The organism is Rugamonas rubra (assembly GCF_900114705.1).
Lineage (GTDB): Bacteria > Pseudomonadota > Gammaproteobacteria > Burkholderiales > Burkholderiaceae_D > Rugamonas > Rugamonas rubra.
In genome coordinates, this window is record NZ_FOTW01000036.1 from 39,627 (window position 1) to 53,338 (window position 13,712).

The 13,712-nt window shown below is 71.2% G+C and carries 14 protein-coding genes; all 14 read left to right on the forward strand.

Going from position 1 to position 13,712, the window contains the following annotated elements; translation table 11 throughout:
- The first annotated feature begins 4 nt into the window (after positions 1-4).
- Entirely contained in the window at positions 5-1,165 is a 1,161-nt protein-coding gene (locus BM252_RS27415) for a methyl-accepting chemotaxis protein (protein WP_245774482.1), read from the forward strand.
- A 12-nt stretch (positions 1,166-1,177) separates the two neighbouring features.
- Positions 1,178-1,546 carry a response regulator gene (locus BM252_RS27420; RefSeq protein ID WP_093390842.1) on the forward strand — a complete coding sequence of 123 codons (369 nt, stop codon included), beginning with the start codon at positions 1,178-1,180 and terminating at the stop codon, positions 1,544-1,546.
- Between the two features lie 79 nt (positions 1,547-1,625).
- A complete protein-coding gene (locus tag BM252_RS27425; protein WP_093390843.1) occupies positions 1,626-1,940 on the forward strand; it encodes an STAS domain-containing protein in 315 nt (104 codons plus the stop codon).
- A gap of 53 nt (positions 1,941-1,993) precedes the next feature.
- Positions 1,994-4,171, forward strand: a complete 2,178-nt coding sequence (locus BM252_RS27430; RefSeq protein ID WP_093390844.1) for a chemotaxis protein CheA — start codon at positions 1,994-1,996, stop codon at positions 4,169-4,171.
- Between the two features lie 31 nt (positions 4,172-4,202).
- A complete protein-coding gene (locus BM252_RS27435; protein ID WP_093390845.1) occupies positions 4,203-4,733 on the forward strand; it encodes a chemotaxis protein CheW in 531 nt (176 codons plus the stop codon).
- Positions 4,734-4,747: 14 nt separating this feature from the next.
- Positions 4,748-5,554 carry a CheR family methyltransferase gene (locus tag BM252_RS27440; RefSeq protein ID WP_409567906.1) on the forward strand — a complete coding sequence of 269 codons (807 nt, stop codon included), beginning with the start codon at positions 4,748-4,750 and terminating at the stop codon, positions 5,552-5,554.
- Positions 5,551-6,066 carry a chemotaxis protein CheD gene (locus BM252_RS27445; RefSeq protein ID WP_174900703.1) on the forward strand — a complete coding sequence of 172 codons (516 nt, stop codon included), beginning with the start codon at positions 5,551-5,553 and terminating at the stop codon, positions 6,064-6,066. Before BM252_RS27440 ends, BM252_RS27445 begins: the two co-directional genes overlap by 4 nt.
- Positions 6,063-7,145, forward strand: coding sequence for a protein-glutamate methylesterase/protein-glutamine glutaminase (locus tag BM252_RS27450; RefSeq protein ID WP_093390847.1), 1,083 nt, complete (start codon positions 6,063-6,065; stop codon positions 7,143-7,145). Before BM252_RS27445 ends, BM252_RS27450 begins: the two co-directional genes overlap by 4 nt.
- 13 nt (positions 7,146-7,158) lie before the next feature.
- Positions 7,159-8,454, forward strand: coding sequence for an EAL domain-containing response regulator (locus BM252_RS27455; protein ID WP_093390848.1), 1,296 nt, complete (start codon positions 7,159-7,161; stop codon positions 8,452-8,454).
- 67 nt (positions 8,455-8,521) lie between these two features.
- Positions 8,522-10,207, forward strand: coding sequence for a methyl-accepting chemotaxis protein (locus BM252_RS27460; RefSeq protein ID WP_093390856.1), 1,686 nt, complete (start codon positions 8,522-8,524; stop codon positions 10,205-10,207).
- Positions 10,208-10,217: 10 nt separating this feature from the next.
- Entirely contained in the window at positions 10,218-10,754 is a 537-nt protein-coding gene (locus tag BM252_RS27465) for a chemotaxis protein CheW (RefSeq protein ID WP_093390849.1), read from the forward strand.
- 225 nt (positions 10,755-10,979) lie between these two features.
- Positions 10,980-12,461, forward strand: a complete 1,482-nt coding sequence (locus BM252_RS32305; protein WP_093390850.1) for a methyl-accepting chemotaxis protein — start codon at positions 10,980-10,982, stop codon at positions 12,459-12,461.
- 297 nt (positions 12,462-12,758) lie between these two features.
- A complete protein-coding gene (locus BM252_RS30595; RefSeq protein WP_139236779.1) occupies positions 12,759-12,935 on the forward strand; it encodes a type VI secretion system baseplate subunit TssG in 177 nt (58 codons plus the stop codon).
- Positions 12,936-12,947: 12 nt separating this feature from the next.
- On the forward strand, positions 12,948-13,712 hold a 765-nt coding region (locus BM252_RS27475), incomplete at its 3' end, for a type VI secretion system Vgr family protein (RefSeq protein WP_139236780.1).

A 13,712-nucleotide genomic window follows, 5' to 3' on the forward strand; every position in this document is an offset into this window, starting at 1 on the left:
TCCAGTGAAAAATATCACCAGTCTCGGCAGCGCAACCCTGTTTCCCCTCGCCCTGGCGCTGGGCGGCGCCGTCGGCACGCTGGCGGCCGGCTGGGGCCACGCCGGCTGGCCGGCCTGGTTGTGGGCCGCGCTGCTGCTGGCCGCCGGCGCCGGCGCCGCGCGCGTGCTCGGCGCGGCCGGCGCCGCGCCGCAGGCCATGATCGAGCGCTACCTGGAGGGACGCGAACAGTTCGGCGACGCCGTGCTGCCGGTCTGGAGCCGCCACCTCGAATCGTCGCGCAGCCAGATGGAGGACGCCGTGGCCGAGCTGGCCGGCCGCTTCTCCTCCATCGTCGACAAGCTCGACAACACCCTGCACGTGGCCGGCGCCGGCCAGCAGGGCGGCGCCGGCCCCTCGCTGGCCGAGGTGTTCGGCCACAGCCAGAGCCAGCTCGGCTCGGTGGTCGCCTCGATGCAGTCGGCGATGCGCTCCAAACAAACCATGCTCGACCAGATCAAGCAGCTCGAGGGCTACACCCGCGAACTGCGCGGCATGGCCGAGGGCGTCGCCAGCATCGCCGCCCAGACCAATCTGCTGGCGCTCAACGCGGCCATCGAGGCGGCCCGCGCCGGCCCGGCCGGGGCCGGCTTCGCGGTGGTCGCCACCGAGGTGCGCAACCTGTCGAACCGCTCGGCCGAGACCGGCCGCAGCATCGCCGAGCGGGTCGGCCAGATCAGCCGCGCCATCATCGCCGCCAGCCAGGCGGCCGAGCTGTCGAGCGAGCAGGAGAACGCCTCGCTGCAGTCGGCCGAGGGGCTGATCGCCGCCGTGCTGGGCGACTTCCGCCAGGTCACCGACGCGCTGCAGCAGTCGACCGAGCTGCTCAAGCAGGACAGCGTGGCGATCCAGGGCGAAGTCGGCGAGGCGCTGGTGCAACTGCAGTTCCAGGACCGGGTCAGCCAGGTGATGGCCCACGTGCGCGACAATATGGACCTGCTGCCGCGGCTGCTGCGCGACAACCGCGCCCGCTACGCCGAGGGCGCGGTCCTCGAGCCGCTGGCCGCCGCCGCCCTGCTCGGCGAGCTGGAGAAGACCTACGCGATGGCCGAGGAGCACGCCGTGCACCACGGCGGCCAGGCCCGCCCGGCGGCCGCCGCCGCCGCCGACGAGGTGACCTTTTTCTAAGGAGAGTAATGCATGGCCAAGACTATCATGGTGGTCGACGATTCGGCCTCGCTGCGCCAGGTGGTGGGCATCGCGCTCAAGGGCGCCGGCTACGACGTCATCGAGGGGCGCGACGGGCTCGACGCGCTGTCCAAGTGCACCGGGCAGAAGATCCACCTGGTGGTGTGCGACGTCAACATGCCCAACATGGACGGCATCACCTTCGTCAAGGAGTTCAAGCAGCTGCCGCTGTACCGCTTCACGCCGGTGATCATGCTGACCACCGAGTCGCAGGAGGGCAAGAAGCGCGAGGGCCAGGCGGCCGGCGCCAAGGCCTGGGTGGTCAAACCCTTCAAGCCCGAGGTGCTGCTGGGCGCCGTGGCCAAGCTGGTGCTGCCGTAGGCGGCGCCCGCCGCGCGCCCGCCTTTCCCCGCCGCGCTGGCCACAGCGCCTGTCCAACCGCCACGCCACGGAGTCCGCCATGCCCGCCGATCCCAGCACCACCGCCAGCCGCCTCGCCATCGCCGGCGAGTTGACCATCTACCGCGCCGCCGAGTTGAAGGGCGAGCTGATGCAGGCGCTGGCGCGCGCCCCGCTGCTCGAGCTCGACCTGTCGGCCGTCAGCGAGCTCGACACGGCCGGCCTGCAGGTGCTGATGCTGGCCAAGCAGCACGCCACCACGCTGGGCCACCAGTTGCGCCTGGTCGGCCACAGCGCCGCCGTGCTGGAGATCTTCGACATGCTGGACCTGGGCGGCTATTTCGGCGACGCCCTGCTGGTCTCCGCCGCCCACTGAATTCGCCGACCAACCCGCCGACGCCACCGCCGACCTGCCTAGCGAGGTAAGCCATGAATCTGGACCAAGCGCTGCAAACCTTCATCGTCGAGAGCCGCGAGCTGCTCGAGGAGATGGAGAACGCCCTGCTCAACGTCGACTTGGCCGGCGACCAGGGCGAGGCGATCAACGCCATCTTCCGCGCCGCCCACACCATCAAGGGCTCGGCCGGCCTGTTCAGCCTGGACCACATCGTCGCCTTCACCCACGTCGTCGAGAGCCTGCTCGACGAGGTGCGCGACGGCCGCGTGGTGCTGGTCGACGAGATGATCGTGCTGCTGCTGTCCTGCTGCGACTTCCTTTCGGGCATGATCGACGGCCTGGCCGCCGGCGCCACCGAGGCCGACCCGGCCAACGCCGCCGAGGACGCCGCCCTGGTGGCCCAGCTGCGCCGCCACATGAGCGCCGGCCACGCCGACGCCGGCGGCCACGGCCATGGCCAAGACGGCGGCGCCGGCGCCAGCCCGCTGGTCGAGCTGGCCCAGCCCGGCGTCGAGCGCATGACCGGCGCCCCCGGCGAGCGCGACCATTGGCACATCTCGCTGCGCTTCGGCCGCGGCGTGCTGCAGAACGGCATGGACCCGATCGCCTTCCTGCGCTACCTGGCCAGGCTCGGCACCATCGTCGGCATCGCCACCGTCGACGCGCTGCCGCCGGCCGAGCAGATGGACGCCGAACTGTGCTACCTGGGCTTCGAGATCGCCTTCGACAGCGCGGCCGACAAGGAGACCATCGAGGCGGTGTTCGAGTTCGTCCACGACGACTGCGTGATGCACATCCTGCCGCCGCACAGCCGCGTCTCGCAGTACGTCGAACTGATCCGCACGCTGCCCGAGCAGGACGCCCGCCTCGGCGAGATCCTGGTGCGCTGCGGCAGCGTCACGGCGCGCGAGCTGGAGCAGGCGCTGGCGGCGCAGGACGCCGCCAGCGGCCAGATCGGCAGCATCCTGGTCGGCGCCGGCAACGTGCCGCCGGTGGTGGTCGAGGCGGCGCTGGCCAAGCAGAAGCAGGCCAACGAGCAGAAGGCGCAGGAGAGCCGCTCGATCCGCGTCGACTCCGACAAGCTGGACCGGCTGATCGACCTGGTCGGCGAGCTGATCATCGCCGGCGCGCGCGCCAACCTGATCGGCCAGCGCCTGTGCAACGCCGAGCTGCTCGAGTGCAGCTCGGTGCTGTCGGGCCTGGTCGAGGAGGTGCGCGACGCCGCCCTCGAGCTGCGCATGGTCAAGATCGGCGCCACCTTCAACCGCTTCCAGCGCGTCGTGCACGACGTCGCCCGCGAGCTGGGCAAGGACATCGGCCTGGCCGTCGACGGCGAGGACGCCGAGCTCGACAAGACCGTCGTCGAGAAGATCGGCGACCCGCTGATGCACCTGGTGCGCAACGCCATGGACCACGGCATCGAGCCGGCCGAGCTGCGCGTCGCGCGCGGCAAGCCGGCGCGCGGCCTGATCTCGCTCAACGCCTTCCACGAGTCGGGCAGCATCGTCATCGAGGTCAGCGACGACGGCGGCGGCCTGCAGAAGGAGCGCATCCTGGCCAAGGCGATCGAGCGCGGCCTGGTCGATCCCGACCGCAAGCTGTCCGACGCCGAGATCTACAACCTGATCTTCGAGGCCGGCTTCTCGACCGCCGAGAAGATCACCAACCTGTCCGGCCGCGGGGTCGGCATGGACGTGGTCAAGCGCAACATCACGGCGCTGCGCGGCAGCGTCGAGGTCGACAGCAAGGAGGGCGCCGGCACCATCGTCACGGTGCGCCTGCCGCTCACCCTGGCCATCATCGACGGCTTCCTGGTGCAGGTCGGCGGCTCGGTGTTCGTCGTCCCGCTCGACATGATCGAGGAGTGCATCGAGTACGCCGCCGAGCCGGGCCAGGACTACTGCAACCTGCGCGGCCAGGTGCTGCCCTTCATCCGCCTGCGCCAGCTGTTCTCGCTGGACGGCCAGGCCGGGCGGCGCGAGAGCATCGTCGTGCTGAAGTTCGGCAACCAGCGCGCCGGCCTGGTGGTCGACACCCTGCTGGGCGAGTTCCAGACCGTGATCAAGCCGCTCAGCCCGATCTTCTCCGAGGTCAAGTGCATCAGCGGCTCGACCATCCTGGGCAGCGGTGACGTCGCCCTGATCCTCGACGTCGCCGCGCTGATGGCCCAGGTCGGCGGCAAGCCGCCGGCCCAGCTGGCCGCCGCCTGAGGCCGCCCGTCCCCCCTTCATGGAGCCAGAGATGATCCCCGCCACCGAACCCAGCGCCAGCCGCGCGCTGGTCGCCGCCGCCGCCGCCGCCGCGCTGCCCAGCCAGTTCCTCACCTTCATGCTGGGCGAGGAGCAGTTCGCCGTCGGCATCCTGCACATCAAGGAGATCATCGAGTACGCCAGCCTGGCGACGGTGCCGATGATGCCGCCCTGTGTGCGCGGCGTGATCAACCTGCGCGGCGCCGTGGTGCCGGTGCTCGACCTGTCGGCCCGCTTCGGCCGCGCCAGCAGCCCGATCAGCAAGCGCAGCTGCATCGTCATCGTCGAGCTGGCCGACAGCGACGGCAAGCAGGTGCTCGGCATGCTGGTCGACGCCGTCAACGCCGTGGTCGACATCGGCGCCGCCGACATCGAGCCGCCGCCCGCCTTCGGCACGCGCATCCGGCCCGACTTCATCGCCGGCATCGGCAAGGCCGGCGGCCGCTTCGTCAGCCTGCTGGCGATCGACCGCGTGCTGTCGGGCGAAGAGATCGTCGCGCTGGCGCGCGCCGCGCAACACTGAGCACCGGCATGGCGATGATCACCCTGAGCGAGCGCGAGTTCTCGCAGTTCCAGCGCTTCATCTACGAGGCGGCGGGGATCTTCATGGCCAACGGCAAGCAGGCCCTGGTCAGCGGCCGCCTGGCCAAGCGCCTGGCGCACTACCAGCTGGCCAGCTACGGCGACTACCTGATGCTGCTCGAGAGCCGGCGCGAGCCGGCCGAGCTGCAGATGGCGGTCGACCTGCTGACCACCAACGAGACCTACTTCTTCCGCGAACCCAAGCACTTCGCCCTGCTGCGCGAGCTGGCCCTGGCGGCCAAGGCCCAGCAGCGCGCGCTGCGCGTCTGGAGCGCCGCCTGCTCCAGCGGCGAGGAGCCCTACAGCATCGCCATGGTGCTGGCCGAGGTGCTCGGCGAGGCGCCCTGGGAGGTGCTCGGCAGCGACATCTCCAGCCGCGTGCTGGACAAGGCGCGGCGCGGCCACTACCCGATGGAGCGCGCCAGCCAGATGCCGCCGGCCTACCTCAAGCGCTACTGCCTGAAGGGCCAGGGCAGCGAGGCCGGCACCCTGCTGGTCGAGCGCGCGCTGCGCGCCCGCGTCACCTTCCAGCACCTCAACCTGGTGCAGCCGCTGCCCAAGCTGGGCAGCTTCGACCTGATCTTCCTGCGCAACGTGATGATCTACTTCGACCTGCCGACCAAGCGCGCCGTGGTGGCCCGCCTGCTGGCCCAGTTGCGCCCCGGCGGCCACTTCCTGATCGGCCACTCCGAGACCCTCAACGACATCAGCGACGCCGTGCAGGCGCTGGCGCCGTCGATCTACCGCAAGCCGGCGCCATGAACGGCGCCGCCCTCAAGCTGATCGACGTGTTCCTGATGCCGGGCGACTGCTTCGTCGGCGACCAGCAGTACCGCGTGCGCACCCTGCTCGGCTCCTGCGTCTCGATCACCCTGTGGCACCCGGCGCGGCGGGTCGGCGCCATGTCGCACTTCCTGCTGCCCGGCAGCAACCGCAAGGCCGGCGCCGGGCGCGCCGGCCTGTACGGCGCCGACGCGATGGACTTCCTGCTGGCCGAGCTGGAGCGGCGCGCCGTGCCGCCGGCGCAGTGCCAGGGCAAGCTGTTCGGCGGCGGCGCGATGTTCCCGCGCAGCGCCAAGGTGCCCGACATCGGCAGCCAGAACGCCGCCTGCGCCCGCGAGCTGCTGCGCCAGCACGGCATCGCCGTGGTCTCGGAGAGCCTGTACGGCGAGGGCCACCGCCAACTGATCTTCACCATCCGCAGCGGCGAGGTGCTGAGCCGCCAGGTGCCGCCCGACTTCGTGCCGCGCCGCCCGCACCAGGAGCCGGCATGAGCATCGAGGTGATGATCGTCGACGATTCGGCCGTCGTGCGCCAGGTGCTCAGCGGCCTGCTCAACGGCGCCCAGGGCATCGTCGTCACCCACGCCGTGGCCAACCCGCTGCTGGCGATCGAGCGCATGAAGACGCAGTGGCCCGACGTCATCGTGCTCGACGTCGAGATGCCGCGCATGGACGGCATCACCTTCCTGCGCAAGATCATGGCCGAGCGGCCGACCCCGGTGGTGATCTGCTCGACCCTGACCGAGAAGGGGGCGCAGACCTCGATGGACGCGCTGGCCGCCGGCGCCGTGGCGATCATCACCAAGCCGCGGCTCGACCTCAAGCAGTTCCTGCACGACAGCGCCGACGAGCTGGTCTCGGCGGTGCGCGCGGCGGCCGGCGCCAACGTGCGCCGCCTGGCCGGCCGGGCGGCGGCGCCGCCGCAGCCCACCGTCAAGCACAACGCCGACGTGATCCTGCCGCCGGCCGAGGGGCGCGCGGTGCTGCAGACCACCGAACGGGTGGTGGCGCTGGGCACCTCGACCGGCGGCACCCAGGCGCTCGAGGAGGTGCTGACGGCGCTGCCGCGGGTCTGCCCCGGCATCGTCATCGTCCAGCACATGCCGGAGAAGTTCACCGCCGCCTTCGCCGCGCGGCTCGACAGCGTCTGCCAGATCAGCGTCAAGGAGGCCGCCAACAACGACCGCGTGGTGCCCGGCCGCGCCCTGATCGCGCCGGGCGGCAAGCACATGCTGTTGCGCCGCACCGGCGCCTACTACTTCGTCGAGGTGGTCGACGGCCCGCTGGTGAACCGCCACCGGCCCTCGGTCGACGTGCTGTTCCGCTCGGTGGCGCGCTGCGCCGGCGCCAACGCGCTCGGCGTCATCATGACCGGCATGGGCGACGACGGCGCCGCCGGCCTGCTCGAGATGCTCAAGGCCGGCGCCCGCACGCTGGCGCAGGACGAGGCCAGCTGCGTGGTCTACGGCATGCCCAAGGAGGCGGTCAAGCGCGGCGGCGTCGAGAAGACCCTGCCGCTCAACCAGATCTACCGCGAGATCCTGCAGCAGCTCGCCTCCTTCCACCACTGAGCGCCGGCGACCAATGACCATCGACCTCTCCGCCCACGCCGACGCCGACGCCGACGCCGCCCCGACCGGGCCGGCCCGCGTCTGGCACGGCCAGAGCGTGCTGGTGGTCGAGGACAGCGCGGTGCAGCGCGCCCACCTGGTCGGCCTGCTGCGCCAGCTCGGCTTCGGCACCGTGCTCGAGGCGGCCGACGGCAACGAGGCGCTGCGCGCGCTGGAGGGGGCCGGCGGCGTGCCGCTGTTCCTGGTGCTGACCGACCTGGAGATGCCGGGCATGGACGGCATCGAGCTGACCTGCCAGCTGCGCGAGCGGCGCCTGGTGCACCACCTGATCGTCATCAGCGCGCGCGACCCGCGCCTGCTCGAGATCATCGAGAGCATGGGCTCGGAGGACGCCAGCTTCGGCCTGCTCGGCACCCTGCTCAAGCCGGTGCAGCCGGCCGCGCTCGAACAGCTGCTCGAGCTGGCCGCGCGCGTGCCCGGCGCCGCCGCGCTGGCGCCCGATTTCGTGCCTACCCTGGACGAGCTGGCGGCGGCGCTGGCGCGCCGCGAGTTCCTGCCCTACTTCCAGCCCAAGGTGGCCATCAACAGCGGCCAGTTGAAGGGCGTCGAGGCGCTGGCGCGCTGGCAGCACCCGCAGCGCGGCCTGCTGGCGCCGCTGTACTTCATCGGCGCGCTCGAGGGCAGCGCGCTGATGGCCGAGTTCACCCTGGCCATCGTCGGCCAGGTGCTCGAGCGCATGCTGGCCTGGCGCGAGGCCGGCCTGCCGCCGCTGACGGTGTCGATCAACCTGGCGGCCGACAACCTGGCCGAGCGCGCCTTCGTCGACCGCCTGACGGCGCTGGTGCTGGCCTCCGGCGTGGCGCCGGCGGCGCTGGTGTGGGAGGTCACCGAGACCAGCGTGATGCGCCAGTTGTCGCAGTCGCTGACCAACCTGGGGCGGCTGCGCCTGATGGGCTTCGGCCTGGCGATGGACGACTTCGGCATCGGCTACTCGTCGATGCAGCAGTTCGCCCGCTGCCCGTTCACCGAACTGAAGATCGACCGCGCCTTCGTGCACGGCGCCGCGCAGCGGCCCAACCGCCAGGTGGTGCTGAAGAGCGCGCTCGAGCTGGGCCAGCGCCTCGGCGTGCACACCGTGGCCGAGGGCGTCGAGAGCGAGGCCGACTGGCGCCTGCTGCGCGAACTCGGCTGCGACATGGCGCAGGGTTACCTGGTGGCGCGGCCGATGCCGGCCGGGGAATTGATCGGCTGGATGCGGCGCGACCGCCGCCGCCTGCGCGCGCTGGCCGGCGCCGGGCAGGTTGACTGAGTTGACAAAGAGGGCCGGCGCGCGGTGCGACCGGACCATGGGGCAGGACCACACTGGGGAGACAATGATGCTGAACAATCTGACGGTCAAGAGCAAAATCATCGGCCTGATCGCCGTCGCCGTGCTGGCCTTGGCGCTGGTGGTGTTGATCGCCTTCCTCGGCATGCGCAAGCAGGCCGACATGATCGACGAGGTCGGCCGCAACCGCATGCCCTCGGTGCAGAGCCTGCAGACCATGAACGAGGCGAAGACGGCGCTGCGCTCGGCCAACCGGGCGGTCGATTCGATGGCCAGCTACTTCACCGACGCCAAGGACATCGCCCACGAGGTCAAGCGCAAGGCCGACATCATGGCCGAGCTGGAGAAGGCCTGGAGGGTCTACGACCCGCTGCCGCAGACCGCCGACGAGGCGGTGGTGTGGAAGCAGTTCGTCAAGGACTGGGAGCAGTGGAAGGCGCGCGACGGCCAGATCGTCGAGCAGATGAACCGCATCGTCGGCGCCGAGCCGGCCAAGCGCAAGGAGTTGTTCGCCGCGCTGCACCAGCTGATCCTCGACAACCGGCCGGCCTTCCACGCCGTCGAGGAGGGCCTGGGCAAGCTGGTGGCGATGAACGCCAAGTACGGCGAGGACGCCGTCAAGGAGGCCGAGGCGGCCTCGACCGCCGCGCTGCGCCAGATGTACACCGCCTCGGCCGCCGCGCTGGCGCTGCTGGTGGCGCTGGGCGCGGTGATCCTGGCCGGCATCCTGCGCCAGCTGGGCGGCGACCCGTCCTACGCCGCCGAGATCGTGCGCCGGGTGGCCGACGGCGACCTGACCGCCGACGTCGTGCTCAAGCCGGGCGACAGCGCCAGCCTGCTGGCGGCAATGAAGAACATGATCGACAAGCTGTCGCACGTGGTGCAGGAGGTCAACAACGGCGCCGAGGCGCTGGCCAGCGCCTCCGAGGAGGTCAGCGCCACCGCCCAGGCGCTGTCGCAGGCGGCCAGCGAGCAGGCCGCCGGCACCGAGCAGACCAGCGCCTCGGTCGAGCAGATGACCGCCTCGATCTCGCAAAACACCGAGAACGCCCGGGTCACCGACGGCATCGCCAGCAAGGCGGCGCTGGAGGCGGCCGAGGGCGGCGAGGCGGTGCGCTCGACGGTGGCGGCGATGCAGCAGATCGCCCGCAAGATCGGCATCATCGACGACATCGCCTACCAGACCAACCTGCTGGCGCTGAACGCGGCGATCGAGGCGGCGCGCGCCGGCGAGCACGGCAAGGGCTTCGCCGTGGTCGCCGCCGAGGTACGCAAGTTGGCCGAGCGCAGCCAGGTGGCGGCGCAGGAGATCGAGCAGGTCGCCAGCAGCAGCGTCGAGCTGGCCGAGAAGGCCGGCAAGCTGCTCGACCAGATGGTGCCCAACATCCGCCGCACCTCCAACCTGGTGCAGGAGATCACCGCCGCCTCGGAGGAGCAGTCGGCCGGCGTCGGCCAGATCAACTCGGCCGTCACCCAGCTCAGCCAAACCACCCAGCAGAACGCCTCCAGCTCCGAGCAGCTGGCCGCCACCGCCGAGGAGATGAGCGGCCAGGCCGAGCAGCTGCAGCAGACCATGGCCTTCTTCAAGCTGCTGGGCGCGCCGCGCAAATCGCTGCCGCAGCCGCCTGCACGCGGCGGCAAGAAGGCCGCCGGCCAGGGCTTCGGCGGCCAGGGCGGGCGCCGCCAGATGGCCGACATGGGCGATCCGGACGAGTCGCATTTCGTCAAATTCTAGGGGGACGGCCATGGCTGCCTTGCCGCTGGTGACACCGCCGCCGCCATCGGCGTCGGCGCAGTACCTGACCTTCCTGCTGGGGGCCGATTTGTTCGCCATCGGCATCCTGGCGGTCAAGGAGATCATCGAATACAACGGCGTGACGGCGCTGCCGGGCATGCCGGCCTGCATCAGCGGCGTCATCAACCTGCGCGGCGCCGCCGTGCCGGTGCTCGACCTGGCGCGCCGCCTCGAGCGCGCCGCCGGCGCGCTCACCAAGCGCAGCTGCATCATCGTGCTCGAGGTGGCGGCCGAGGAGGGCGCCTTCGTCATCGGCATCCTGGTCGACGCGGTGCAGGCCGTGCTCGACATCGGCGCCGCCGACATCGAGCCGGCGCCCAGCTTCGGCGCCCAGGTGCGCGCCGAGTTGTTGCAGGGCATCGGCAAGGTCGGCGGCCGCTTCGTCCTGCTGCTCGACGTGCAGCACGTGGTGGCGGGCAGCGAGATCGCCGCGCTGGCCGCCGTGCAAGCCGCGCCGCCGGCCGCGCCGCCGGCCGCGCCGCTGTAGCGCGCCGCGCCCGCGCCCACAGCGGCGCAGGCCGCGTTGCCGGCCGCTGGGACGGCGCCGTCCGCCGCCCGGCGGGCGCCGATGCAACACTGTGGTTATTGGTGAGAATTGCCGTGCGTTATTGCTGCACAATGGTTCCGCCGGTCCCCGCTTTCCCTCAGCGCCGCCGCCCTGCGCAGGCCCGTCCCGCCGCAGCGCAGCGGCCGCCACCCAAAGGAGTTGCTCATGTTGAGACGGATGAAAATGGAGGCTCGCCTGCAACTGGGCCTGGGCCTCATCGTGCTGCTGGTGCTGCTGCTCGGCGTGGTCGCCTTCGTCAACCTCGGCGCGCTGCAGCGCAACTGGGACGAGGTCGAGCACGTCACCATGGCGCGCAAGGACGCCGTGCTGGGCGTGGTGCGGGCGCACGGCGAGGCGGTCCACCACTTCAAAAACTACGTGCTGCGCGGCGGCGACGCCGCCGCCAAGTTCCGCGCCGACCTGGCCGCCATCGACAAGGCCGTCGCCGCCTACCAGGCGCGCGGCGAGTTGAGCCGCGAGGAGCAGGGCCAGCTCGGCGAGATCCACGCCGGCATCAAGGCCTACGCCGAGAGCATGGCGGAGCTCGAGGCGCTGCGCGCCAAGGGCGCCGCCGTGGCCGAGCTGGACAAGGCGGCCAAGGGCGCCGACGCCGCCATCGCCACCGCCACCGACAAGCTGCTCGAACTCAACGCCGCCGAGACGCTGCGCCAGTCGGCGCAGATGGGCGCCGTCGCCGAGACGGCCAAGCGGCTGATCCTGGCGCTCGACGCCGTCATCGTGGTGGTCGGCTGCCTGCTGGCCTGGTGGTTGTCGCGCAGCCTGGGCCTGGTGGTGCGCGACGTGCAGCAGGTGGTGGCCCAGTTGGCCGGCGCCTCGCAGGAGGTCAGCGCCACCGCGCAAACTTTATCGCAGGCCTCCAGCGAGCAGGCCGCCGGGGTCGAGGAGACCAGCGCCTCGATCGAGCAGATGAGCGCCTCGATCGCCCAGAACGCCGAGAACGCCAAGCTGACCGACGGCATGGCCACCCAGGCGGCGCAGGAGGCGGCGCGCGGCGGCGAGGTGGTCAAGGCGACGGCGGCGGCGATGCGGCAGATCGCCCTGAAGATCGGCATCATCGACGACATCGCCTACCAGACCAACCTGCTGGCGCTGAACGCCGCCATCGAGGCGGCCCGCGCCCACGAGCACGGCAAGGGCTTCGCCGTGGTCGCCGCCGAGGTGCGCAAGCTGGCCGAGCGCAGCCAGGTGGCGGCGCGCGAGATCGGCGAGGTGGCGGCCAACAGCGTGCAGCTGGCCGAGCAGGCCGGCGTGCTGCTCGACGCCATCGTGCCGGCCATCCGCAAGACCTCGGCGCTGGTGCAGGAGATCGCCGCCGCCTCGGCCGAGCAGTCCTCCGGCGTGCGCCAGATCAACAGCGCCGTCGGCCAGCTGAGCCAGACCACCCAGATGAACGCCGCCAGCTCGGAGGAGCTGGCCGCCACCGCCGAGGAGATGAGCGCCCAGGCCGAGCAGCTCGAGCAACTGATGCAGCTGTTCCGCCACCACACGCCCGAGGCGGCGCCGGCGCGCGCGCCGAACCGGCCGACGGCGATCCGCGCCGGCGCGACGCGGCGCGCGGCCAAGCCGGCGCGCACGCTGGCCGTCGGCGCCGACGGCCCGGACGAGAGCCACTTCACCAAGTTCTAGCCGCCTTCACACCGGCGCCGACGGCGCGGAACGACCCGCGACAGCGGGGTGTTCCGCGCTTTTTCACGCCCCCGTCTGGTTCCGCATCTATTGCGGCAGCGCAGAACAACGGTCGCGCAAAGCTCCAATACTGGCCACTTGTCTTCGGCGTCCAGGAAGGTGGGCAGCGGATGAAACGGCCAGCCATCGAAAGCTTTACCTCCAGCGTGTGGGATCGCCTGATCGCCACGCCCGTCGCGCCCCAGCTTGCCGCCGCGCATCTTCCCCTATCGGCAGCGGCGGCAAGGGCTCAAGTCGATGCTGGCCCTGTTCGCCGTGCCGAGCGTGCGTTTCGAAGTGCGTCTGATCCTGCGGGCCCAGGACGTCACGCCCGTGGCGCTGGACTTCCGCTCTCGGCTGGGTTACGGCACTTTCCTGCTCAACCAGCCGGCGACCGGCGACGAGCACAGCACCCGCTACTACCTCACCTTCTGACTGGAGCTCATTGTGGACTATGACGACGATTTCGAAGGTGCCGACCTGATCGGAAAATACCTGTCCGCCAAAAACCGCCCGCTGCGCATGAACCTGAACTTCCCCGACGGCGTCGCCAGCGACGTCCTGCTGCCGCAGCGCATAGACGGCGTCGAAGCCGTCTGCGACGGCATCGAGCTGCGCATCTACTGCCTCGCGCTGGACGCCGGCATCCCGCTCAAAACGCTGGTCGGCCTGCCGGTCGAGGTGCAGCTCGTCACCGACCAGGGCAATCTGCGCAGCATCTGCGGCATCGTCGCCGAGGCCAGCCAGGGCGAGAGCGACGGCGGCCTGGCCAGCTACCAGTTGGTGCTGCGCGACGCCCTCGCCATACTGGACCTGGCCGTCAACACCCGCGTGTTCCTCGACAAGACCGAGCTGGAGGTGGTGCAAACCGTGCTCGCCGAAGCGCGCCGCGCCAATCCGGCGCTGGCGGCCACCTTCGAGTTCGAGGTCGACACGGCGCTGGCCCTGCGCAGCTACCCCGCCCGCCGGCAAATCATCCAGCACAACGAGGGCACCGGCGCCTTCCTGCGGCGCCTGCTCAAACGGCGCGGCATCGCCTGGTTCTTCCGCGCCGGCCGCGCCGCCACCTCGCGCGCGCCCGAGGCCGGCGGCGCCGCGCCGCCCACGCCGGCCCACACCATGGTCCTGTTCCACGACGCCAGGCGGCTCAGGCAGAGTTCGGCCGGCGTGGTCCGCTTCCACCGCAACGGCGCCACCGAGGAACGCGACACC

What these genes read in the sequence shown, in the direction of transcription:
- BM252_RS27430 (WP_093390844.1), top strand. Translation starts at nt 1,994, where the DNA reads ATGAATCTGGACCAAGCGCTGCAAACCTTCATCGTCGAGAGCCGCGAG.
- BM252_RS27455 (WP_093390848.1), top strand. Translation starts at nt 7,159, where the DNA reads ATGACCATCGACCTCTCCGCCCACGCCGACGCCGACGCCGACGCCGCC.
- BM252_RS27435 (WP_093390845.1), top strand. Translation starts at nt 4,203, where the DNA reads ATGATCCCCGCCACCGAACCCAGCGCCAGCCGCGCGCTGGTCGCCGCC.
- BM252_RS27420 (WP_093390842.1), top strand. Translation starts at nt 1,178, where the DNA reads ATGGCCAAGACTATCATGGTGGTCGACGATTCGGCCTCGCTGCGCCAG.
- BM252_RS27465 (WP_093390849.1), top strand. Translation starts at nt 10,218, where the DNA reads ATGGCTGCCTTGCCGCTGGTGACACCGCCGCCGCCATCGGCGTCGGCG.
- BM252_RS27450 (WP_093390847.1), top strand. Translation starts at nt 6,063, where the DNA reads ATGAGCATCGAGGTGATGATCGTCGACGATTCGGCCGTCGTGCGCCAG.
- BM252_RS27425 (WP_093390843.1), top strand. Translation starts at nt 1,626, where the DNA reads ATGCCCGCCGATCCCAGCACCACCGCCAGCCGCCTCGCCATCGCCGGC.
- BM252_RS27445 (WP_174900703.1), top strand. Translation starts at nt 5,551, where the DNA reads ATGAACGGCGCCGCCCTCAAGCTGATCGACGTGTTCCTGATGCCGGGC.
- BM252_RS32305 (WP_093390850.1), top strand. Translation starts at nt 10,980, where the DNA reads ATGTTGAGACGGATGAAAATGGAGGCTCGCCTGCAACTGGGCCTGGGC.
- BM252_RS27440 (WP_409567906.1), top strand. Translation starts at nt 4,748, where the DNA reads ATGATCACCCTGAGCGAGCGCGAGTTCTCGCAGTTCCAGCGCTTCATC.
- BM252_RS30595 (WP_139236779.1), top strand. Translation starts at nt 12,759, where the DNA reads ATGCTGGCCCTGTTCGCCGTGCCGAGCGTGCGTTTCGAAGTGCGTCTG.
- BM252_RS27460 (WP_093390856.1), top strand. Translation starts at nt 8,522, where the DNA reads ATGCTGAACAATCTGACGGTCAAGAGCAAAATCATCGGCCTGATCGCC.